Genomic DNA, 20,400 nt, shown 5'->3' with positions numbered 1-20,400 from the left:
AGTGGATGCTCATCGGCTTTGAACCCTCCGCCCGCTCGAGCGTGACCGGCCCGCAGGCCCGATACGGCACCCCCTTGGCCGTGCGCACGAAAAGCTGGAAGCCCCACCCGTTGCCCGGGCTCTCCAGATAGCGCCGCCCCGCGGGGGTCTCCGGCCCCGCCGAGTTCTGCGACTGCCAGTGGAACAGCTCGGGGCTGATCGCATAGTCCCGATATGCGATGCGCTCGTGATAGCCCTCGCGCTTGTCCAGCGTCACGAACAGCAGCTCGACCTTGCGCTCGTGCAGCGCGAGCACGCCGGCCTGGAACGGAGTCCGCCGGCTCGGGCTCAGCCAGCCCAGCGCGGTGAGGATCTCGCGGATGCCGTAGGCCGCGTGCAGGCAAAGCGGCACATCCTCCAGCCCCGGCACGGCCTGGACGCGAAGGCTGCTGCGGGCCTGCAAGACCGCGCCCAACTCGGCGAGCTCGGCCGCGTGCTCGGGGTGCTGCTGCAGCCGCTGCAGGAAATCCTCGCCACGCCCCTTCTGATGCTGCTGCGCATCGAGCTGGTAGGCGAGCATCTGCAGCAAGCGTCGCTCCCGCTCGCCCTGCAGCCGGTAGGCCGCGTCCGGCTCCCGCAGCGTACCCAGCAGATCGGTTCGGGCCGGGTCGTCGATGTGCAGCAGATCGCCAAAACGCCGCCCGAAGTACTCATCCTCGCTGCCCGCCGGCGTGTTCAGCAAGCCGGCGTCGCGCTTGAGGTTGGTCCAGCCCGAGCGGCCGCTGCTGCGATAGAGGTCGTCGATCTCGATCGCCTGCTCGGCAAGGAAGCTCGCGAGCGTGATCTCGGTGCGTCCGCGCAGCGCGGCATAGGCCTGCAGTTCCGTCCTCAGCCGCCGCCAGTTCTGCTGCACCAGCCTGCGCAGGCTGCGCAGCACCTGCTCGCGCGTCTGGCGCTGCAGGTGGATATGGCAACCGGGCGGCAGCATGCCGAAGCCCCTATCCACCGCATCGATCAGCTGCGCGCGCGACAGCCCGGTGATCGTGGACAGCAGGCGGTCGAAGCGAAATTCCTCACGGTGGCGGCCGACGAAATCGAGGATCAGGCAGCCCTCCTTGCCCTTGGCCAGGCGCAGGCCGCGGCCGATCTGCTGCTGGAACAGCACCGGGCTCTGCGTCGGCCGCAGCAGGAGCAGCGTATCGACGAGCGGCAGGTCGACGCCCTCGTTGTACAGGTCGCAGGTCACCAGCGCGGCGACATCGCCCCTCGCCAGCAGCTCGGGTGCCCGCCTGCGCTCGTCCGCGGGCGTGTCGCCCACCACGCACAGCGCCTTGATGCCGGCCCGGTTCAGTCGCGCGGTCATGTCCTGCGCATGCGCCACCGAAACGCAGAACACCAGCGCCCGCCCGCGTGCCGGGTCGCCCGCCAGGCGCCGCCACTCGTCGAGCACCAGGCGCGCGCGGACATCGTTTCCGGTGACCAGCTTGTCAATCGCGGCGACCTCCCCCGCCTGCTGCCAAGGCACAGCGGAAAAATCCGTCTCGTCGTCGCAGGCGTAATACTCGAAGGGGCACAGCAGTTGCTGGTCGAGCGCATGCCAGAGCCGCAGCTCGACCGCGGGCGCGTCATCGGGCCGGTTGTCGAAATAGCCCAGGATCGGCTTGCCATCGCTGCGCTCCGGCGTCGCCGTCAGCCCGAGCAACACGCGCGGCCGCACCGTGCTCGCGAAGACATCGAAGCGATCCGCCGCCACGCGATGGCACTCGTCGATCACCACGGTGTGCCAGTAATCGGCGCCGCAGCGCGACACCAGCTCGCGCGCGGACACGCTGTCAATGGTGGCGAACAGATGATCGAAGCGCTCCGGCTGCACACCGCCGACCAGCACCTCGCCGAAGGCGTGGTCGCGCAGCACCTCGCGATAGGTGCGCAGCGCCTGCTTCAGGATCTCCTCGCGGTGCGCCACGAACAGCAGCCGTGGCCGCCCTCCGGCCTGCAGGCAAAGCCGCTTGTAGTCGAAGGCCGCCACCACCGTCTTGCCGGTACCGGTCGCAGCCACCACCAGGTTGCGCCAGCGACCGTGATCGCGCTCGATCTGCAGCTGGTCGAGCATCTCCTGCTGATAGGTCTTGGGCTCGAGGTCGAAATAGGTCGGGCGCGCGATCAGCCCGTCCCCCGACTCGCGCCTGAGCGCGTCGCCCAGCGCCTTGCGATGCGCAGGATTAGCAGGGTCGTAGCCCTGGAATTCGCTGTCTTCCCAAAGCGTCTCGAAGTGCGCGCTAGCGCGCTCGAACAGATCGGTCTGGCCGCGCTCGGTGAACTTCACCGTCCATTCCAGCCCGCCCATCAAGGCCGCGCCCGACAGGTTGGCACTGCCCACGTAGGCGGAGCCAAAGCCGGTGCGGCGGCGGAACAGCCAGGCCTTGGCATGCAGCCGGGTACGACGACCATCCAGCGACACGCGGATCTCGCAACCCGGTAACCGGGCGAGCTCGTCCAGCGCACGGATCTCGGTGGCGCCGGTGTAGGTGGTGGTCAGCACGCGAAGGCGCGTGCGCGGCTTTCCATCCGGCCCGACCGCGGTGATCGACTGCAGGATATCGAGCAGCTTGCGTACGCCGGAATGGGTGATGAAGCTCACCAGGATGTCCACCTGATCACAGGCAGCCAGCTCGCGGCGCAGCTCGGTCAGTAGCGACGGCGAACCCTTGCCCGCAGTGAACAGCCAGGGGAAGGCCAGGCCAGTCTCCGGGATTGCAGGCTTGGGCAACCGCTGGTGGATGGCCTGGAGAATCTGGGGCGGCGCGGACAGCGTCTCGGCCTCGCCCGCGCGCTTGCCGAGACGCTGCTTCAGGCTGACGAGGAGGAAATTGACGAGGTCGAGCTGCTGGCGGAGCTTCTCGGCGCCCTCGCCCTGCAGGTCGTCGAGGATGCGGGAGAGTTGGGAGGCGAGCGCATCGGCGAGGCGCTCGGGGGCGTCTTCTACGGTGAGGGGTTTGAGGCTGTGGGCGTGCTCGTCCGTCGTCCGGGTGACGGCGTCGCGCAGGGCCTCGGTGAGGAGTTGGTCGTAGAGACCATCAGGCAGTGTCATACGATTCCCGCTGCTCCTCCGCCGTGGCGAATGGTCCCTGAGACTTCAGAACCCCTGAAACAGCATATCCAGCGCTGTCGTAATTTCGGCCCTGAAAGCGCCAAGTCGCGCCACCGGCACCTTGAGCAGGCTGGCCGGTACCGCCGCCATGAACTGGGTAGCCATCACGAAACGGCCGTCTTCGATCTCAAAGACGGGATTGAGCCCTCTGGCTGGCTGGAGCTCACCACCGCTCGGCAGCAGCGGCACGACGACCCGGGTGTTCAGGTGGCTCAGCAGGTCGGCTTGAACATCGAGCAGAAAGCCCTCGCCCGCGCTGTTTCGGTAGACGTCGAAGCGTGCCATCAGAAGTTCCGAAACTGCGCGAGCGGCAAGCCGTGCTGCTCAACGTATGCGTTCGAGCTGTCTAGCGCGCGACGATTCTCTTCGAGCCATTGCGCTGCACGACGCTCCGCCACGGCAAGCGCCAAACCGGCCTCGGCCGCCTGTGAGATATTGATGCGCAGGGCCTTCGCCTCTACAAGCAAGGCTTCATCGAGCGTCACGTTCGTCGCTTTGCGGGCAGCGCCGGGAACAGTCGTGTGCATCATGATGGAGTCGCCTCGTGAAAGAAGTGCCCACATTATAGATGCGGAATTTCGTGCGCATTCACGCCCACATAAAGCAAAACCCCCCGCCATCGCTGACGAGGGGCCTCTCCGCCAGGACGGCCTCCCGGCCGTCCCAGCCTTCCAACTACTTACCGACTCAAACTTCCACCGTATCCGCCACCGAGCGGAATTCCTCGATCTGGTCGAAGTTCATGTAGCGGTAGATGTCGGCGGCCTTCTTGTTCACCACCTCCACCTGCGCCATGTACTCCTGCACGGTCGGGATCTTGCCCATCAGCGCGCACACCGCGGCCAGCTCGGCCGAGCCCAGATAGACGCGGGTGTCGATGCCGAGGCGGTTGGGGAAGTTGCGCGTCGAGGTCGACATCGCGGTGCTGCCCTTGCGGATCTGCGCCTGGTTGCCCATGCACAGCGAGCAGCCCGGCATCTCCATGCGGGCGCCGGACTTGCCGAGCACGCCGTAGTAGCCTTCCTCGTTGAGGATCATCGCGTCCATCTTGGTGGGCGGGGCGATCCACAGGCGGGTCGGGATGTCGGTCTTGCCGTCCAGCACCTTGCCGGCGGCGCGGAAGTGGCCGATGTTGGTCATGCAGGAGCCGATGAAGACTTCGTCGATCGTGTCGCCGGCTACTTCGGACAGGAACTTGACGTCGTCCGGGTCGTTCGGGCAGGCGACGATCGGCTCCTTGATGTCGGCGAGGTCGATCTCGATCACGGCGGCGTATTCGGCGTCGGCGTCGCCGGACAGCAGCTCGCCGCTGGCGATCCACTGCTCCATGGCCTTGATGCGGCGGCCCAGGGTGCGCTTGTCTTCGTAGCCGTTGGCGATCATCCACTTCATCAGGGTGATGTTCGAGTTCATGTACTCGACGATCGGCGCCTTGTTGAGGTGGACCGTGCAGCCGGCGGCGGAGCGCTCGGCCGAGGCGTCGGTGAGCTCGAAAGCCTGTTCGACCTTCAGATCCGGCAGGCCTTCGATCTCGAGGATGCGGCCGGAGAAGATGTTCTTCTTGCCCTTCTTCTCGACGGTCAGCAGGCCCTGCTTGATCGCGTACAGCGGGATGGCATTCACCAGGTCACGCAGGGTGACGCCCGGCTGCAGCGTGCCCTTGAAGCGCACCAGCACCGATTCCGGCATGTCGAGCGGCATCACGCCGGTCGCCGCGGCGAAGGCCACCAGGCCCGAGCCGGCCGGGAAGGAGATGCCGATCGGGAAGCGCGTGTGGCTGTCGCCGCCGGTGCCGACGGTGTCGGGAAGCAGCAGGCGGTTGAGCCAGGAGTGGATGACGCCGTCGCCCGGACGCAGCGAGACGCCGCCGCGGGTGCTGATGAAGCTCGGCAGCTCGCGGTGCATCTTGACGTCGACCAGCTTCGGGTAGGCGGCGGTGTGGCAGAAGGACTGCATCACCAGGTCGGCGGAGAAGCCGAGGCAGGCGAGGTCCTTCAACTCGTCGCGGGTCATCGGGCCGGTGGTGTCCTGCGAGCCGACGGTGGTCATCTTGGGTTCGCAGTAGGTACCCGGGCGGATGCCCTGGCCTTCCGGCATGCCGCAGGCGCGGCCGACCATCTTCTGCGCCAGCGAGAAGCCCTTGCCGGTGTCGGCGGGCGCCTGCGGCAGGCGGAACAGCGTCGAGGGCGGCAGGCCCAGCGCTTCACGTGCCTTGGTGGTGAGACCGCGGCCGATGATCAACGGGATGCGGCCGCCGGCGCGCACTTCGTCGAGGATCACCAGGGTCTTCAACTGCGATTCGGCGATCATGGCGCCGTTCTTGAGCGCGGTGACCTTGCCGGTGGCCTGGTCGACCTTGAGCTCGATCTCGTCGCCCATGTCCATCTGGCCGGCGTCGATCTCGATCGGCAGCGCGCCGGCGTCTTCCATGGTGTTGAAGAAGATCGGGGCGATCTTGGAGCCCAGGCACACGCCGCCGAAGCGCTTGTTCGGCACAAAGGGGATGTCTTCGCCGGTGAACCACAGCACCGAGTTGGTGGCGGACTTGCGCGAGGACCCCGTGCCGACCACGTCACCGACGTAGGCGACCAGGTTGCCCTTCGCCCGCAGGTCTTCGAGGAACTTGACAGGGCCGCGCACGCCGGGCTCTTCCGGGGTGATGCCCGGACGCGGGTTCTTCAGCATGGCCAGCGCATGCAGCGGGATGTCGGGGCGCGACCAGGCATCCGGCGCGGGCGACAGGTCGTCGGTGTTGGTTTCGCCGGTGACCTTGAACACGGTGAGCTTTTGCGAGGCGGGGACTTCCGGGCGGCTGGTGAACCACTCGGCGTCGGCCCACGACTGCATGACGGCCTTGGCGTTGGCGTTGCCGGCGGCGGCCAGTTCCTTGACGTCGTGGAAGTAGTCGAACATCAGCAGGGTCTTCTTGAGACCCTCGGCAGCGACCGTGCCCACCTCGGCATCGGCCAGCAGGTCGATCATCGGCTTGATGTTGAAGCCGCCCAGCATGGTGCCGAGCAGTTCGGTGGCCTTTGCGCGCGACACCAGGCCACAGGCTTCCTCACCCTTGGCGACCTTGGCGAGGAACTCGGCCTTGACCTTGGCGGCATCGTCCACACCGGCCGGCACACGATAGGTGAGGAGCTCGACGAGGAAGGCCTCCTCGCCGGCGGGGGGGTTCTTCAGCAGCTCGACCAGCTCGGTGACCTGCTGCTTGGACAGCGGCAGCGGCGGAATTCCGAGGGCGGCACGTTCGGCGACATGGGCACGGTAGGCTTCAAGCACGGCGACTTCCTCACTTGTTCGTGGCGGTGATCAGGCCCCGGACGGAGGATACCCGCCCGGGTCAGGCTGGATTATATGTCTTTTATAAGACTTGCGGTGCAGTGCAACACCAAGACATCCGATCCGGGTGAAAAACCTGTGGAATTCTACTCCTCTCGCTGGCGCAGGCCCAGATCGACATCCCCCCGCGCCGGCGCCTCTGCCATCGTCGTCGTGTCCACTTCGCCCACACCGGCCGCGGGCGCAGCGCTTTGCCCGCCCACGGCGAGACCGCCGCCGGGTGGGTTGCGAAAGCGGATGTGCGAGGGCGAGGTGGCGCCGCCGGTCATGACGAAGCTCATCGCCTCATCCATGGTCCAGTCGGTCGACACCACCTGCGACACCGGCACGATCTCGATGTAGCCCGAGGTCGGATTGGGCGAGGTGGGCACGTAGACCGCGGCCAGCTCCTCGCCGGTGCTCTCGTCGCGGATGACGCGGGTGACGAAGCCGACCGCCTTCATGTCCTGGGAGGGAAAGCTGATCAGCACCACGCGCTGCACGCCCTCAGGCTTTTCCTTCACCGCCGCCAGAAAGCGCTTGGTGCCGCCATAGATCGCCGCCACCAGCGGGATGCTCTGCACCAGGCGCTCGAGCCAGCCGATGATGCGCTGGCCGATCACCAGCGAAGCCAGCCAGCCCAGCACGTAGAGCACCACCACGGTGAAGATCACCCCCAGCACGGACTGGAACTGCGGCAGCAGGATGAAATCCGCCACCGCCGGGTAGTTGCGCCGCAGCCCGCGTGAGATCGCGACCACCCAGGGCGTGCCGAGCTTGGATAGCTGGGTGAAGATGAAATCCAAGACGAGCCAGGTGACCCAGAGCGGTGCAGCCGTAAGCAGGCCGATGAGCAGGTAGCGTCGCGTGTTGCGGATACGTTCTTGGGTATGTTTGTCCATCGCGAGCGTCTGGTCTCGGGCCGTGTGCGAAGGAGCACGAGGATACCGCAAGCGCCGCGCCAACTGCCGCGCCGCACTTCGAGGGGAAGGCGTTCTTGTGCCCACGCGAGAGGTCCAGCGCGGGTTTTTTGCTGCCGCCGCATGCCATGGTGCAGAATTGCATCGCCATGCAAGCTCATGCCAGATGAAGCCCGACCAGCCCTGCCCCTGCGGTTCGGACCGCCCCTATGCACGCTGCTGCGGGCCGCTGCACGCCGGCACCAGCGCCGCAACGGCCGAGGCCCTGATGCGATCGCGCTATGCAGCCTTCGCACTCGGCCTGGACGATTACCTGCTCGCCACCTGGCATCGCACCACCCGTCCCGCCTCCATCGACCACGACGACACTCATCCGCCGAAATGGATCGGGCTGCAGGTCAAGGCGCACCGGCAGTTCGACGCCGAGCATGCCGAGGTCGAGTTCCTTGCCCGCTACCGCGTCGGTGGCCGGGCACACCGTCTGCATGAGCTGAGCCGATTCGTGCGCGAGGACGGGCGCTGGTTCTATGTCGATGGCACCCTTTACTGAACCGGAGATCCGCCATGAACCTTGAAAAAGTCATCTTCGGTTTCTTCATCGTCCTCGCCGCCACGCTGAACTTCGGCTTCTTCATCGGCGACATGGACAACCCCGCCCATCACGACATCTACGAACTGTTCGCCGCGCTGGTGGTGAGCCTGGTCGCAACCGTGCTCAAGTTCGGCGACCGCACGCAGATCGGTGCGATCCACCTGTCGACCAGCCTGGTGGCCGACCTGCAGCTGATCGCCGCGGCGATGGTGTGGGGCTACGCCGCCCACGTCTCGGGCACCGGCCTGACGGCCGCGTCCACGGCCAGCATCGTCTCGCTGTCGGGTGGCGCCCTGCTCGCCAACATGGTGTCGGTGATCATCCTGATCGCCGAGACCATCATCCAGCGCCGCTGACACCGCGCTGATACCGCACATCGCGCCCAGGCCACGGCCATGCAACAGCTTGCCCGCCACCACAGCATCTTCTTCATGATCCTGCGGCGCCTGCGTGCGCCGCTGATCGTGCTGATCACGATCATCGCGATCTCGGTGCTCGGCCTCACGCTGACCCCGGGCGTGGACGACGAGGGCAAGGTCACCTACCTCAGCTTCTTCCACGCCTTCTACTTCATCAGCTACACCGCGACCACGATCGGCTTCGGCGAGATTCCCTACGCCTTCTCCGACCAGCAGCGCCTATGGGTGACGATCTCGATCTACATGTCGGTGATCGGCTGGGCCTACACCCTGGGCTCGGTGTTCGCCCTGCTGTCGGACCGCAGCCTGCGCCAGGCCATCGCCATGCAGGCCTTCGTGCGCGCCGTCCGACGGCTGCGCGAACCCTTCTACCTGGTGTGCGGCTACGGCGAGACGGGCCGCCTGATCTGCCAGGCCCTGGACCGGATGGGCGTGCGCGCCGTCGTCATCGAAGTCGATGAAGGCAAGGTCGGCGAGATCGACCTCCACAGCTATGCGCTCGACGTACCGGCCATCGCCGCCGACGCCGGCAACCCCGAGACCTTGAAGTTTGCCGGCCTCACCCACCCGAGCTGCGTGGGCGTCATCGCGCTCACCAACGATGATCCGACCAACCTCGCCATCGCCATTGCCGCCCGCCTGCTCGCCCCGCGCGTCCCCGCGGTGTGTCGCGCGGAGCACGGTGCGACCTCGGCAAACATGGCGTCCTTCGGCACCCGGCACATCATCAACCCCTTCGAGCGCTTCAGCGAGACGCTCGCGCTGGCCCTGCACGCCCCCAAGACCTCGCAATTGATGAACTGGCTCACCGGCCTGCCGGGCACCACCATCGAGCGCAGGCGCAATCCGCCGCGCGGCCCCTGGATCGTGTGCGGCCACGGCCGCTTCGGGCGCTGGATGGTCGACGCCATGGATGCCGAGGCGGTGCCGGTGACGATCATCGACATGGAGCCCAAGGGCGACGGCGTGCACCGCTGGGTGCAGGGCGACGGCACCGGCAGGGAAGCGCTGCTCGAGGCGGGCGTCGACACCGCCACCGGCATCGTCTGCGGCACCAGCTCGGACGTCGACAATCTGTCGATCGCGGTCACCGCGCGCGAACTGAATCCCGATCTGTTCGTGATCCTGCGCCAGAACCACTACGACAACCGCGCGCTGTTCGACGCCTTCGAATCGGACATTACCGTGGTGCCCAGCCGCATCATCGCGCACGAGTGCCTGGCCATCCTCAGCACCCCGCTGCTCGTCCCCTTTCTGCAGGAAGTCAGGCGGCGCGACGAGGACTGGTGCGGCGCCCAGCTCGAGCGCCTCACCCACCGCCTCGGCTGGACGGTGCCCGAGATTCGCAGCGTCCGGATCAACCTCAGCCGCGCGCCGGCCCTGCATCGCCGCCTGATGCGCGGCGAGACGATCACCCTCGAGATGCTGCTGCGCTCACCGACCGATCGGCGCGACGCCCTCGACTGCGAGGCCCTGTTCCTCGACCGCGACGACGACGACCACCTGCTGGTGCCGGCAGGCAGCACCCGGATCCGCGCCGGGGACGAGATCCTGCTCGCAGGCAGTGCGGCGGCGCTGAGCGATTTCGGCCTCGTGATCGCCAACGAACACACGCTCAACTATGTTCTCACCGGCGAGGACCTGCCCGACGGCTGGGTCTGGGAGAAGCTCTCGCGCCGCCGCCCGGCGCCCAACAATCCGAACCTGCCCTGAGCCGCGCCGCAGTCAGGATCCGGTACCGCGATGCAGGTGCGCCGATTCAGGCGCTCCCCGCCGCAGTCGCCACCAGCTCGATCTCCTCGCCGCCGAGGCGCACGCGTTGCCCGGGCCGCAGCTTGGCGCGCTTGCGCGTCTCGAGCACGCCGTCGACCTTCACCCTGCCGGCGTCCACCGCCGCATGCGCGGCACCGCCCGAGTCGACGAGCCCCACGGCCTTGAGCAACTGATCGAGCTGGATGTACTCGCCGCGCACTGCAAACTGCATCGCCATCGCCTTCCCCTTCGCCATTACGCTCCGCGACGGCGCAAGGCCGTGGAGCTCGTGTCAGAATGGCGCCATTGTCGCCCGCACGCCACACGCATGACCAGCCACGTCCCATCCGAGACCCGGATCAACGCCGGGGCCATCCGCCCCCGCGCCCTCGCCACCCTCCACGATATCGCCTGCGCCCCGGGCGACCTGCTCTGCCGCGCCGACCGCTGCGTCGCCGCCGCGCTCGCCCATGGCGCGCTGCAGCCGATCCGCACCGAGCAGACCTGGCTGGAAAGCGCAGGCCTGCGCTTCTCGGTGCGCTGGGTGTCCTCGCTCGCACTGAAGGATCGCGCCCGCGTCGACACCGTGATCCGCCGCCGGCCGGACTTCAACCCCTTCCTGCCGCCCGAGCCGGAACTGACCGTCGCCGCGCTCGGCGATGAGCACCTCGTGGTGCTGAACAAGTTCCCGGTCATCGACCGCCACCTGCTCATCATCACGCGCGACTTCGAGGACCAGACCGCGCCGCTGTCGGCGGCGGATTTCGCCGCCCTGGCCACGGTCATCGCCGCGCATGGCGGCCTCGGTTTCTACAACGGCGGGCGCATCGCCGGCGCCAGCCAGGCGCACAAGCACCTGCAATGGATCCCCACCGCGGCGGCCGACCTCGCCCCCTTCGTGCCCGCCGCAGCCGGCGAGCGTGAAGACGAGGTGGCGAGCAACCCGGCGCTACCCTGGGCGCATGCCTTCGTGGCACTGGATGCGGGCATCTGGGAGGATGGCACGCGCGCTGGCGTGGCCGTCGAGGCGGCGTTCCGGCGCGCCTGCCGCGCGCTCGCCATGCCGGCAGACTGCGACCCGATGCCGGCCTACAACCTGCTGGTCACGCGCGCCTGCCTCTTGCTGGTGCCGCGCACGCAGGAGAAATGGCAGGACGTGTCGGTGAATTCGCTCGCCTACGCCGGCTCGCTGTTCGTGCGCGACCGCGAGCAGATCGAGCGTCTGCGCCAGGCCGGACCGCTCGCGGTGCTGGCCGCCGTGGGCCGGCCGCGCTAAGGTCGTGCCGCGCACCGCGGAGACACCCTCCCTTCGGGAGATGCTTCAAGCCGCGCGCGGCAGGGGTGAATGCGGCAGCGGCGGCAGCCCGATCGCGGCGCGCAGCTCGTCGCATTTCGAATTGGGCGTGCCGTCGTAGAAATAAACCGGAAACTCGCGGCAGGGCGTGGGCCGGTTCTCGTAGATCGAACACGCCACCTGCTGGCCCACCACGCCGGACAGGGCCGAGCAGCGGCGCGGCACCTGGTTGCTGCCCTTCATGCAGCGCAGCGTTTGCGTCAGCTTCTCGGTCATCGCCGCAGGGACAAAGCCCCCCGGCGCGTCATCGGCCTCGGCCCAATAGAAAGAGATGCGGAAATGGGTGCAGCACACGCCGCAGTCCAGGCAGGGATTGAAGCCTTCCATGGGCAGTTTCGCAGAACGGGAAGCGTTGATCGGGCATACGAGGCGCGCGGATTCTAGCGATTCCAACGCGTCGCGCAAGCACCACAAAACGCTTTTTATTCAATGACCTGCACAAATATTTCGGGCAATTGAATTACAGCGGCGGCAATCCGTGACGCGCGCGGGCGCGGTCGCAGGCCTCGTCGCCGATGCCCAGGGCCGCATAGGGGGCAAACTCGTGGCAGGGCGACGGGCGGCGGTCGTAGATGCCGCAACGCACCCCGACGCCGACCGTGCCTTCGAGTGCCACGCAGCGCGGCGCTGTGGCGTCGGTACCGCGCATGCGCACCAGCGTGGCCGTGAGCGGCACGGTCAGCGCATCGGGCACGCCGTCCGAGCTGCGGCTGGCGAGTTCCGAGTGGTGGAAATCGACCCGGAACGCGCAGCAGCAGGCGCCGCAACGGGTGCAGTGGTCTTCACGCATCCGCGTCGCTGCTTTCGGCCCCGCAGCACTTCTTGTACTTCTTTCCGCTGCCGCAGGGGCAGGGGTCGTTGCGCCCCGGCGTCGCCGCGGCCGGCTTGCGCGCCGCCTCGGTCGACAGGGGGGCGGCAGCGGGCAGCCCGAGGTCGCGCCAGTGCGAATAGATGTCGTTGACCGCTTCGCCCACCGCCGCGAGCCAGCCCAGGCGGGTTTCGTCGTCGGCCTTGGCCGCGTCGTCCTCGCCCCACGGCGTCAGCACCTCGTCGAGCGTCTCGCGCACGGCCTCGATCGCTTCCTCGTCCAGCCCCTCCTCCCAGCCCTCTGGCCACAGGTCCAGCCCCTGCGCAAAGCCGTCGATCCAGGCCTCGCCCAGCTTGAGGCCGTCGCCTTCGGAGATTGCGAAGCAGAACGGCTCCCAACAGGCCTCGTCGTCATCGTCCAGGCCAAGGGTGGCGAGCAGCTCGTTGTGGTAGGCCTTGACCAGCCGGATCGCGCGCTGCAGGCCGCTGCCGGAGCCGAAACCGGCCTCGTCGCCGTGCGCGGACCAGATGCCGGGCATCCAGCGCTCGGGGCCGATCGGGCGCGGCGAGACCAGCACGCCAGCGAGGTAGCCGTCCAGCATCTCGAGGTCCATGCAATCCTCGGGCACGACGTCGGAGGTCAGGATCTCCTCGAGCGCCTCGAAGTCCTCGTCACTCATCAGTTGGGGTTTGGGTTGAGCCGGGGCGGCAGTCGGGGAAGCGTCGTTCATGGCAGTCTCCATTGGTCGGCGCCTAGGGTGGCGCAGCGGGCGTGTGCCGGCAAGTCAAATATTCTCGCATGCAGCGGAGCGCCCGGACGGCGTCTCCAGCTCTATGCCGAGGCGGTACAGGGCCTGGCCCGAGTCCCTGTACTTGCGCTCGAAGGGGGTCAGCGGCGAGTCGGCCTCGAAGCGCTCCCACGGCACCGCCCTGCCTGTTGCCAGTTCGAGCGCAAAGGCGAACTCCTCCATATAGACCTGCCAGTTGCTGCGACATTCCAGCACACCGCCCAGCCGGACAATCCATGGGAACACCGGATGCGCATGCCAGCGCCGGCCAAGGTGGCCGATCTTGGGCCAGGGATTGGGATAGAGCAGGTAATGCCGCGCCAGGCGCAGGCCAGCCTCGTCGAGCAGACGCCAGTAGTCGACGAGATCGGCGCGCACGAAGACCATGTTCCTGGGCAGCAAGGCCTCTGGATAGGGCTTGCGCCGCGCCAGCCTGTCCTGCGACTGATCGACGCCGATCACCCAGTGATCGGGATACTGGCGAGCGATCTGGATCGTGCTGTGGCCGACGCCGCAGCCCGCATCGAGCATCAGCGGCGCACGTCCGTTCCAGCCGGCCAGGCTGGCGTCGAGCGCGGCGCGGTTGTAGGGCGCAAAGGGCTTGCGGAACGGCTCGGCGAGGTGCTTGCGCACGCGCTCGGCGAGCGCCTCATGCACCCCTTGCTGGGCGCTTTGCGGAATGCGGGAATTGGCGTAGCTCATGGGACAACCTCGAATCGGTAGCGGCGCAGCCCGCGGCGCGGGTCCTGCGCCTACGCCGCCGCGGCCAGCGGCTGGCGCTGCGCGGGAGTGGTGGCGCGCATCAGGCCGCCCGGCGTGTCGGTCTCCGCCGGCACGCCGTGGCGCTGCATCACCGCGCTCACCTCGGGCAGCGTGCGCAGGCCACGGATGTCGGCGAACAGGCGCGCAGCCTGCGGGTAACAGCGCGCAAGCAGGTGCAGCCACTGCTTGATCCGGCCCGGCGCATGGCGCGCCTCGACCTTGCGTCGCACCCGTTCGCGGAACTCCGCCAGCAGGCTCAGGATTACCCGCCACTCGCGTGCGCGCTCGGCCTCGTCCGGCACGCCCAGACGGCCGTCGCCGATGCGCGCGGCAAGAAAGGGGTCGGCCACCGCACCGCGACCGAGCATCACGTCGGGCACGCCGGAGACGGCCCGGCAGCGCGCCCAGTCGGCAGCGGTCCACACCTCGCCGTTGGCCACCACCGGCACCCGCACCGCGTCGGCCACCCGCGCCACCCATTCCCAGTGCGCAGGCGGCCGATAGCCCTGCAGCTTGGTGCGCGCGTGCACCACCAGCGCGCCCGCCCCGCCGTCGACCAGGGCCTGGGCGCACTCGCGCGCGCGCCCGGGATCGGCAACGCCGAGGCGCATCTTTGCCGTCAGGGGCACGCCAGCCGGCAGCGCCCTGGCCACCGCCTCGGCGATGCGGCACAGGAGTTCGGGTTCGTCGAGCAAGACCGCACCGCCGCGGTGGCGGTTGACGGTCGGGGCCGGGCAACCGAAGTTCAGATCCACCCCGGCGGGCGCCAGGCGGGCGAGACGGGCGGCGTTATCGCCCATGCACACCGGATCCGAACCCAGCAGCTGCACTCTTACCGGCGTACCGGCGACCGTGCGACTGCCGCCGTCGAGCTCGGGCGCAATGCGGCGAAAGAAGCGCTCGGGCAGCAGCGTGCCGGACACCCGTGCAAACTCGGTCACCGCGTAGTCGTAGCCGCCCACACGGGTCAGCGTCGCACGCAGCACATCGTCGAGCAGCCCCTCCATGGGTGCGAGCAGCAACACCGCCATCTCCCGGCCGCCACGGCGGCAAATCCTTGAAAGGCGGCGATTGTAATGCGCCGCAGCGCCTGATTCACACCTCTTTCGCTTGCCACGCCCTGCCGAGTGCAGGATAATCACTGGCTCTACACAACAGGGCGGTCACATCCGCCGCCCGCCAGATTCCAGGAAATCACCATGAAAGCGGACATCCATCCGAAGTACAACGACGTCAACGTGACCTGCTCGTGCGGCAACACGTTCGTTACCCGTTCCACGCTGGGCAAGCCCCAGTACCACGTCGAAGTGTGCTCCGCCTGCCACCCCTTCTACACCGGCAAGCAGAAGATCGTCGACACGGCCGGCCGCGTCGAGCGCTTCCGCCAGAAGTACGGCAACGTCCAGCGTTCCAGCTGATCGGCGGCAGGCTAGCACCTGCGCATCCGTGACGTCCGCCAGCGACGTCCCCTGAGAAAGGCAGCCTCGGCTGCCTTTTTTTGCGTCGGCTGACGATTCCCCGGCGCGCGCCGAGAACGGGGCGCACCACCCCTTGCCTGCAGCCCTGCCGTTTGCCTGCACCGGCACTCACCCGCACAATGCGCGCATGATTCGCGAACCCGCCACGCCCACCCTGTTTCAGCGCCGGATCTACGGTACCGTCGGCCTCTTCCTGCTGGTCGGCACCTACCTGCTCGTCGGCCTCACCATCCATGATCCCTGGCGGGGCGACGATGCGCGCTACTTCGGCCCGGTACTGAGCCTGCTGCGCGGCGAACAATGGTTGTTCCCGATGCTGGCGGGCGAGCCGCTGCCCGATTATCCCCCGCTCTATTTCTGGGTCGCGGCCGGCTTCTCGTGGCTGGCCAGCGGCATCCTGCCGCTGCACGGCGGCGCCCGCCTGGCCAGCGCCTTCTTCGTTGCGCTGGCCATCTACTTCATCGCGCGCTCGGCCGAAGCGCTGCATGGCCGTCCGACGCGCACGGCGGCCGCCCTGCTCGCGCTCGGCCCGCTCGGACTGATCCTGCATGCCCACGAGACCCAGCCCCTGCTCGCGGTGTTCGCCATGCTCGGGCTCACCCTGCGCGGCCTGTCGGCGGTGCCGCAACAGCCGCTGCTGGGCGGGCTGATCGCCGGCCTCGGCAGCGCGCTGGCCTTTCTCGCCGGCGGTCTGGGCGGGCTCATGGTCACCGCGCCGCTGCTGCCCCTGGTGCTGCTGCTGAGCGCGGAATGCCACACGCCACGCGCAAGCGGTGGCCTGCTCGCCGGCCTGTGCCTGGCGCTGGCCCTGTCCGCTGCCTGGCCGCTGGCGCTGCACCTGGGCTCGCCCGAGCTGTTCTCGCTGTGGCTGGGGAACGAGTGGGCGCGGCTTTCCGCACCGCTGCCGGCCTTGTCCGAGATCCCGCGCCTGCTCGAACTGGCAGGCTGGTTCCTGTGGCCCTTGTGGCCGATCGCGCTTTGGGCGCTATGGCGCGCGCGCCGCAGCCTGCTTTCGCTGCCGACCCTGCTTCCCGCGCTGAGCGCGCTGCTCGTACTTGCCTGGCTGTGGATCACCGCCGACCTGTCGCAGGCCAACCTGCTCGTCATCGTGCCCGCGATCGCGCTGCTCGCGGCCGGCGGCATCCTCCAGCTGCGCCGCGGCGCCGCCAGCGCCTTCGACTGGTTCGCCTTGATGAGCCTGGCCGTGTTCGGCGTGCTGGTGTGGCTGGCGTGGAGCGCGCAGGCTTTCGCCTGGCCCGACGGTCTCGCGCGTCACGTGGCGCGCAACGCGCCCGACTTCGTGCTGCCGCAGGAGCACTTCCGGCTTGTACTCGGCCTGCTGATCACCGCGGTGTGGATCCTGCTGGTAGCCCGGCTGCCGCGCTCGACTTCGCGCGCACCGGCCAACTGGGCGATCGGCCTGGTCATGCTGTGGAGTTTGGCGGTGGTGCTGCTGATGCCGTGGTTCGACCATGGCCGCAGCTACCGCGAGGTGGTGCGCTCGCTCGACATCGCGATCCAGGGCGAGCGCCTGGAACGACCCGATGCCTGCGTCGCAACCACCGGGGTGTCCGACGCGCTGCGCAGTTCGCTCGATTATTACGCCGACCTGCGCCCGCGCCGGCTCGAGTCCGGCACCAGCCCCTGCCCGCTGCTGCTGGTGCATGTCGAGCGCCGCAGCCGCGCGCTGGCGCTGGCACCCGAATGGGAAACGGTGTGGGAATACCGCCGCGGCGCCGGCAAGCGCGAAGAGAGCTTCAGGCTGCTGCGCCGCAGCCTACCTTGAGGCACGCCGGCGCGACCGGCAACGCGCTTCAGTCAACGCGGAGGAAGTGGTCGCGGTAGTGGCGCAGCTCGGCAATCGACTCGTGAATGTCGGCCAGCGCGGTATGACTGCCGGCCTTCTTGACCCCGTCGTACACCTCCGGGCGCCAGCGTCGGGCGAGCTCCTTCAAGGTCGACACATCGAGGTTGCGGTAGTGGAACCAGGCTTCGAGCCCCGGCATCCAGCGCGCCAGGAAGCGACGGTCCTGGCACACCGAGTTGCCGCACATCGGCGAGGTGCGCGCCGGCACCCACTGCTGCAGGAAGGCCAGCATCTGCGCCTCGGCCTCGGCCTCGGATACCGTCGACGCCCTCACCCGCGCACTCAGGCCCGACTTGCCGTGCGTGTTGCGGTTCCACTCATCCATCGCGTCGAGCACGCTGTCGGGCTGATGCACGGTGATGACCGGGGCCTCTGCAATCGTGTGCAGGTTCTCGTCCGTCAGCACCACCGCCATCTCGATGATGCGGTCGCGCTCGGGTTCGAGGCCGGTCATCTCCATGTCGAGCCAGATGAGGGTTTTGGGGTCCTGTGCCATAATCGCTCCGCCTTTTCGGCGCCTTGGTACGAAACAATCGAGGGCGCGATTGTGTCACAGTTCTCGCCCCTCGCCGCCAGGACGGGGCAGATGCGGCCCGCCGCCGGCCACGCCAGTCAACCCACACCGCCGCCGGATACTCGATGAACGCCTTTTCCCTGCTCTTCGTCTGCCTGCTCGTGGCCGGCCTGGCTGCGCGCCTGCTGCTGATGCGGCGCCACGTGCGCCATGTGCAGGCCCATCGCGACCGCGTGCCGGACGCCTTCGCCGCTTCGATCCCGCTCGCCTCGCACCAGCGCGCCGCCGACTACACCGCAGCGCGCGCCGGGCTCGGCATGCGCGACGCGATCGCCGGCGCGGCCTTCGTGCTGGTGCTCACGCTCGGTGGGGGACTGCAGTTCATCCACGACGCCTGGAGCGCCGTGTTCGCCCCCGGCGGCCTGGCGCACGGCGTCGCCCTGCTGGCCTCGGTCGGCGTGCTGGGCTGGCTGGTCGAGCTGCCCTTCGTGCTGGCGCGCACCTTCGGCATCGAGAAGCGCTTCGGCTTCAACCGCATGACACCGGCGCTGTTCGCCGCCGACACCGCCCGCGAGGCAGCGCTCGCCGCCCTCATCGGCCTGCCCCTGCTGGCGCTGCTGCTGTGGCTGACGAGCTCGATGGGCGAGCTGTGGTGGTTCTGGGTGTGGGCCGCCTGGCTCGGCTTCAACCTGCTCGTGATGCTGATCTGGCCAACCTTCATCGCGCCCCTGTTCAACAAATTCACCCCGCTTGCCGACGCCGCCCTGAAGGCCCGTGTCGAAGCCTTGCTGGCGCGTTGCGGCTTCCAGTCCAAGGGCCTGTTCGTGATGGACGGCTCGCGTCGCTCGGCCCACGGCAACGCCTATTTCACCGGCTTCGGCGCCTCCAAGCGCATCGTCTTCTTCGACACCCTGCTCGACAAGCTCAATGCCGATGAGGTCGAGGCCGTGCTGGCACACGAGCTCGGCCACTTCCGCCACCGCCACATCGTCAAGCGCCTGGCCCTGCTCGCCCCCACCAGCCTCGCGCTGCTCGCCCTGCTCGGCTGGCTCATCGAGCAGCCCTGGTTCTTCAGCGGCCTGGGCATGAGCGCCAGCGACACGGCCAGCGCCCTCGCGCTGTTCTTCCTCGCGCTGCCGGCCTTCACCTTCCCGCTGGCGCCGATCTTCAGCCATTGGTCGCGGGTGCACGAGTTCGAGGCCGACGCCTACGCCGCCCGCCAGACGCGCGCCGCCGACCTCGTCGCTGCGCTGGTCAAGCTGTATCGTGACAACGCCTCGACGCTGACGCCCGACCCGCTGTATTCGCGCGTCTTCGACTCCCACCCCCCTGCCGCCGTGCGCGTCGCGCGCCTGCAGGCCATGCAGCATTGAAAGACACCCATCGTCGCCGGAGACAAGCATGAACCTGCCCCGGGCACTCACCGCCGCGCTGCTGTTATCCGCCTCCCTGCCCGCCCTGGCCGATCCCTTTCCGGACGCGGACCTGGTCGCGGCGAAGAAGATGCACGCCGAGCTGTGCGTCCAGTGCCATGAACGCAAGTTCGGCGGCGAGGACGGCTCGGACATCTACACCCGCGTCGACCGCCGCGTCACCACGCCGAGCGCACTCGCGCAGCAACTGACCGCATGCACCACCATGCTCAATCTAGACCTCTTCCCCGAGGATGAGCATCACCTCGCCGGCTACCTCAACAAGCACTACTACAAGTTCGAGTGAGAAAACGCATCCGCCCGGGCGGGCATGGCGAGGACAGGGTTGGCGGCGTGATCGTTGCCGCATTCGGCCGCCACTACGAGATCGATACCCCATCCGGGCGCTTGCAGTGCTACCCGCGTGGCAAGAAGAGCAGCTTCGCCTGCGGTGACGAGGTCGAGGTGCTGCCCGGCGGCGACGGCCAGGGCGTGATCGAGGCCTTGAAGCCGCGCCGCAATCTGCTGTGGCGCTCGGATGCCTTCCGCGAAAAGCTGATCGCCGCCAACCTCAGCCACATCGTCATCGTGGTGGCGACCGAGCCCGGCTTCTCCGACCTGCTCGTGTCGCGCTGCATCGTCGCCGCCGAGAGCCAGGGCATCACGCCGCTGATCGTGCTCAACAAGGCCGATCTGGGTGACCGCCTGGCCGCGGCCAAGGCACAGCTCGCGCCGTTTTCCGAGCTGGGCTATGAGGTGCTGGCGGTGTCGGCGCTTGACGGCGCCGCGCGCCTGCGCGAGCGGCTGGCGGGGCTGCAGGCGATCTTCGTCGGCCAGTCCGGCATGGGCAAGTCCACGCTGACCAACGCCATCGTTCCCGAGGCCAACGCGGCGACGCGCGAGATCTCCGCCGCGCTCGACTCGGGCAAGCACACCACCACCTTCGCACGGCTGTATGCCCTGCCCGCGGGTGATGCCAACAAGCCAGGCTGGCTCATTGACAGCCCCGGGCTACAGGTTTTCGGCCTCGCCCACCTGTCGGCCGACGACCTCGCCGAGGCCTTCATCGAATTCAGGCCGCTGCTCGGCCAATGCCGCTTCCGTGACTGCCGACATGAGGCCGAGCCGGGTTGTGCCCTCCTCGAGGCCGTCCAGGCCGGCAGGATCCATCCGCGGCGCTGGGAGCACTTCCGCACCATCCGCGCCGAGATCGCCACCGCGCGCAAGCTCAACCCGGGCTGGTGAGCCGCCGCCGGACGCGGGCCTGCACTGGGGTGGCGT

21 protein-coding genes are annotated in these 20,400 nt (G+C 68.3%); 9 read left to right on the top strand and 12 right to left on the bottom strand.

Annotated features, from left to right (window positions below; genetic code table 11):
• The 5 genes from PLC66_RS17785 to PLC66_RS17765 all read right to left on the bottom strand — a co-directional run.
• The coding region (locus tag PLC66_RS17785; RefSeq protein ID WP_324542897.1) for a DEAD/DEAH box helicase at window positions 1-3,070 on the bottom strand (3,070 nt) is incomplete at its 3' end.
• Between the two features lie 45 nt (window positions 3,071-3,115).
• Entirely contained in the window at window positions 3,116-3,415 is a 300-nt protein-coding gene (locus PLC66_RS17780; protein ID WP_320363790.1) for a CcdB family protein, read from the bottom strand.
• Complete coding sequence (locus tag PLC66_RS17775; RefSeq protein ID WP_320363788.1) at window positions 3,415-3,660, bottom strand: type II toxin-antitoxin system CcdA family antitoxin; 246 nt, start codon at window positions 3,658-3,660, stop codon at window positions 3,415-3,417. The genes PLC66_RS17780 and PLC66_RS17775 overlap by 1 nt, the downstream gene beginning before the upstream one ends.
• Window positions 3,661-3,817: 157 nt before the next feature.
• Window positions 3,818-6,415, bottom strand: a complete 2,598-nt coding sequence (gene acnB, locus PLC66_RS17770; RefSeq protein WP_324542892.1) for a bifunctional aconitate hydratase 2/2-methylisocitrate dehydratase — start codon at window positions 6,413-6,415, stop codon at window positions 3,818-3,820.
• A gap of 146 nt (window positions 6,416-6,561) precedes the next feature.
• On the bottom strand, window positions 6,562-7,356 hold the full coding sequence (locus PLC66_RS17765; RefSeq protein WP_324542891.1) for a DUF502 domain-containing protein: 795 nt from the start codon (window positions 7,354-7,356) through the stop codon (window positions 6,562-6,564).
• A gap of 184 nt (window positions 7,357-7,540) precedes the next feature.
• Between PLC66_RS17765 and PLC66_RS17760 the strand changes: the two genes are divergently transcribed.
• The 3 genes from PLC66_RS17760 to PLC66_RS17750 are packed head-to-tail and all read left to right on the top strand — an operon-like array spanning window position 7,541 to window position 10,098.
• Window positions 7,541-7,924 carry a YchJ family protein gene (locus PLC66_RS17760; RefSeq protein ID WP_324542889.1) on the top strand — a complete coding sequence of 128 codons (384 nt, stop codon included), beginning with the start codon at window positions 7,541-7,543 and terminating at the stop codon, window positions 7,922-7,924.
• Between the two features lie 14 nt (window positions 7,925-7,938).
• Window positions 7,939-8,322, top strand: a complete 384-nt coding sequence (locus PLC66_RS17755; protein ID WP_324542887.1) for a DUF6394 family protein — start codon at window positions 7,939-7,941, stop codon at window positions 8,320-8,322.
• A 39-nt stretch (window positions 8,323-8,361) separates the two neighbouring features.
• On the top strand, window positions 8,362-10,098 hold the full coding sequence (locus PLC66_RS17750) for an NAD-binding protein (RefSeq protein WP_324542884.1): 1,737 nt from the start codon (window positions 8,362-8,364) through the stop codon (window positions 10,096-10,098).
• Between the two features lie 46 nt (window positions 10,099-10,144).
• On the opposite strand, the gene PLC66_RS17745 is transcribed toward PLC66_RS17750, so the two are convergent.
• Complete coding sequence (locus PLC66_RS17745) at window positions 10,145-10,375, bottom strand: RNA-binding S4 domain-containing protein (protein WP_324542901.1); 231 nt, start codon at window positions 10,373-10,375, stop codon at window positions 10,145-10,147.
• A 90-nt stretch (window positions 10,376-10,465) separates the two neighbouring features.
• Between PLC66_RS17745 and PLC66_RS17740 the strand changes: the two genes are divergently transcribed.
• Window positions 10,466-11,413 (top strand): ATP adenylyltransferase family protein, encoded by a 948-nt coding sequence (locus tag PLC66_RS17740; RefSeq protein ID WP_324542882.1) that lies wholly within the window; start codon window positions 10,466-10,468, stop codon window positions 11,411-11,413.
• Window positions 11,414-11,458: 45 nt separating this feature from the next.
• On the opposite strand, the gene PLC66_RS17735 is transcribed toward PLC66_RS17740, so the two are convergent.
• From PLC66_RS17735 to PLC66_RS17715, 5 genes are all read right to left on the bottom strand, one after another.
• A complete protein-coding gene (locus tag PLC66_RS17735) occupies window positions 11,459-11,818 on the bottom strand; it encodes a YkgJ family cysteine cluster protein (RefSeq protein WP_324542880.1) in 360 nt (119 codons plus the stop codon).
• Between the two features lie 133 nt (window positions 11,819-11,951).
• Window positions 11,952-12,281 (bottom strand): YkgJ family cysteine cluster protein, encoded by a 330-nt coding sequence (locus PLC66_RS17730; protein ID WP_324542878.1) that lies wholly within the window; start codon window positions 12,279-12,281, stop codon window positions 11,952-11,954.
• Entirely contained in the window at window positions 12,274-13,029 is a 756-nt protein-coding gene (locus PLC66_RS17725) for a UPF0149 family protein (protein WP_324542876.1), read from the bottom strand. Before PLC66_RS17725 ends, PLC66_RS17730 begins: the two co-directional genes overlap by 8 nt.
• 54 nt (window positions 13,030-13,083) lie before the next feature.
• Window positions 13,084-13,788, bottom strand: a complete 705-nt coding sequence (gene trmB, locus PLC66_RS17720) for a tRNA (guanine(46)-N(7))-methyltransferase TrmB (protein WP_324542874.1) — start codon at window positions 13,786-13,788, stop codon at window positions 13,084-13,086.
• A gap of 50 nt (window positions 13,789-13,838) precedes the next feature.
• Window positions 13,839-14,879 (bottom strand): tRNA dihydrouridine synthase, encoded by a 1,041-nt coding sequence (locus PLC66_RS17715; protein WP_324542872.1) that lies wholly within the window; start codon window positions 14,877-14,879, stop codon window positions 13,839-13,841.
• Between the two features lie 168 nt (window positions 14,880-15,047).
• Between PLC66_RS17715 and rpmE the strand changes: the two genes are divergently transcribed.
• Both rpmE and PLC66_RS17705 read left to right on the top strand, forming a co-directional pair.
• Window positions 15,048-15,266: a 50S ribosomal protein L31 gene (gene rpmE / locus PLC66_RS17710; protein WP_324542870.1), complete on the top strand. Its 219-nt coding sequence runs from the start codon at window positions 15,048-15,050 to the stop codon at window positions 15,264-15,266.
• A gap of 187 nt (window positions 15,267-15,453) precedes the next feature.
• The gene (locus PLC66_RS17705; RefSeq protein ID WP_324542868.1) at window positions 15,454-17,112 is read left to right on the top strand and encodes an ArnT family glycosyltransferase; all 1,659 of its coding nucleotides are present in this window, start codon (window positions 15,454-15,456) and stop codon (window positions 17,110-17,112) included.
• A 28-nt stretch (window positions 17,113-17,140) separates the two neighbouring features.
• Here the strand turns inward: PLC66_RS17705 and orn are convergent, their stop codons facing one another.
• Entirely contained in the window at window positions 17,141-17,689 is a 549-nt protein-coding gene (gene orn, locus PLC66_RS17700; protein WP_324542866.1) for an oligoribonuclease, read from the bottom strand.
• A gap of 143 nt (window positions 17,690-17,832) precedes the next feature.
• Here orn and PLC66_RS17695 point away from each other — a divergent pair, with 143 nt between their 5' ends.
• From PLC66_RS17695 to rsgA, 3 genes are read left to right on the top strand one after another with little or no spacing between them, the layout of a single operon-like run.
• A complete protein-coding gene (locus PLC66_RS17695) occupies window positions 17,833-19,080 on the top strand; it encodes a M48 family metallopeptidase (protein WP_324542864.1) in 1,248 nt (415 codons plus the stop codon).
• 28 nt (window positions 19,081-19,108) lie between these two features.
• Window positions 19,109-19,426 (top strand): cytochrome c, encoded by a 318-nt coding sequence (locus PLC66_RS17690; RefSeq protein WP_324542862.1) that lies wholly within the window; start codon window positions 19,109-19,111, stop codon window positions 19,424-19,426.
• Entirely contained in the window at window positions 19,423-20,364 is a 942-nt protein-coding gene (gene rsgA, locus PLC66_RS17685; RefSeq protein WP_324542860.1) for a ribosome small subunit-dependent GTPase A, read from the top strand. The genes PLC66_RS17690 and rsgA overlap by 4 nt, the downstream gene beginning before the upstream one ends.
• The last annotated feature ends 36 nt before the right edge of the window (window positions 20,365-20,400 follow it).

The sequence above is a fragment of the Thauera sp. genome, assembly GCF_035444905.1.
GTDB lineage: Bacteria > Pseudomonadota > Gammaproteobacteria > Burkholderiales > Rhodocyclaceae > Thauera.
Note: the sequence above shows the minus strand (reverse complement) of the source record. Positions and strands in the feature narration are given on the sequence as shown.

Coding starts and splice junctions, on each gene's coding strand:
- PLC66_RS17780 (WP_320363790.1), bottom strand. CDS start 3,415: ATGGCACGCTTCGACGTCTACCGAAACAGCGCGGGCGAGGGCTTTCTG.
- PLC66_RS17775 (WP_320363788.1), bottom strand. CDS start 3,660: ATGATGCACACGACTGTTCCCGGCGCTGCCCGCAAAGCGACGAACGTG.
- PLC66_RS17765 (WP_324542891.1), bottom strand. CDS start 7,356: ATGGACAAACATACCCAAGAACGTATCCGCAACACGCGACGCTACCTG.
- PLC66_RS17760 (WP_324542889.1), top strand. CDS start 7,541: ATGAAGCCCGACCAGCCCTGCCCCTGCGGTTCGGACCGCCCCTATGCA.
- PLC66_RS17755 (WP_324542887.1), top strand. CDS start 7,939: ATGAACCTTGAAAAAGTCATCTTCGGTTTCTTCATCGTCCTCGCCGCC.
- PLC66_RS17750 (WP_324542884.1), top strand. CDS start 8,362: ATGCAACAGCTTGCCCGCCACCACAGCATCTTCTTCATGATCCTGCGG.
- PLC66_RS17745 (WP_324542901.1), bottom strand. CDS start 10,375: ATGGCGATGCAGTTTGCAGTGCGCGGCGAGTACATCCAGCTCGATCAG.
- PLC66_RS17740 (WP_324542882.1), top strand. CDS start 10,466: ATGACCAGCCACGTCCCATCCGAGACCCGGATCAACGCCGGGGCCATC.
- PLC66_RS17735 (WP_324542880.1), bottom strand. CDS start 11,818: ATGGAAGGCTTCAATCCCTGCCTGGACTGCGGCGTGTGCTGCACCCAT.
- PLC66_RS17730 (WP_324542878.1), bottom strand. CDS start 12,281: ATGCGTGAAGACCACTGCACCCGTTGCGGCGCCTGCTGCTGCGCGTTC.
- PLC66_RS17725 (WP_324542876.1), bottom strand. CDS start 13,029: ATGAACGACGCTTCCCCGACTGCCGCCCCGGCTCAACCCAAACCCCAA.
- trmB (WP_324542874.1), bottom strand. CDS start 13,788: ATGAGCTACGCCAATTCCCGCATTCCGCAAAGCGCCCAGCAAGGGGTG.
- PLC66_RS17715 (WP_324542872.1), bottom strand. CDS start 14,879: ATGGCGGTGTTGCTGCTCGCACCCATGGAGGGGCTGCTCGACGATGTG.
- rpmE (WP_324542870.1), top strand. CDS start 15,048: ATGAAAGCGGACATCCATCCGAAGTACAACGACGTCAACGTGACCTGC.
- PLC66_RS17705 (WP_324542868.1), top strand. CDS start 15,454: ATGATTCGCGAACCCGCCACGCCCACCCTGTTTCAGCGCCGGATCTAC.
- orn (WP_324542866.1), bottom strand. CDS start 17,689: ATGGCACAGGACCCCAAAACCCTCATCTGGCTCGACATGGAGATGACC.
- PLC66_RS17695 (WP_324542864.1), top strand. CDS start 17,833: ATGAACGCCTTTTCCCTGCTCTTCGTCTGCCTGCTCGTGGCCGGCCTG.
- PLC66_RS17690 (WP_324542862.1), top strand. CDS start 19,109: ATGAACCTGCCCCGGGCACTCACCGCCGCGCTGCTGTTATCCGCCTCC.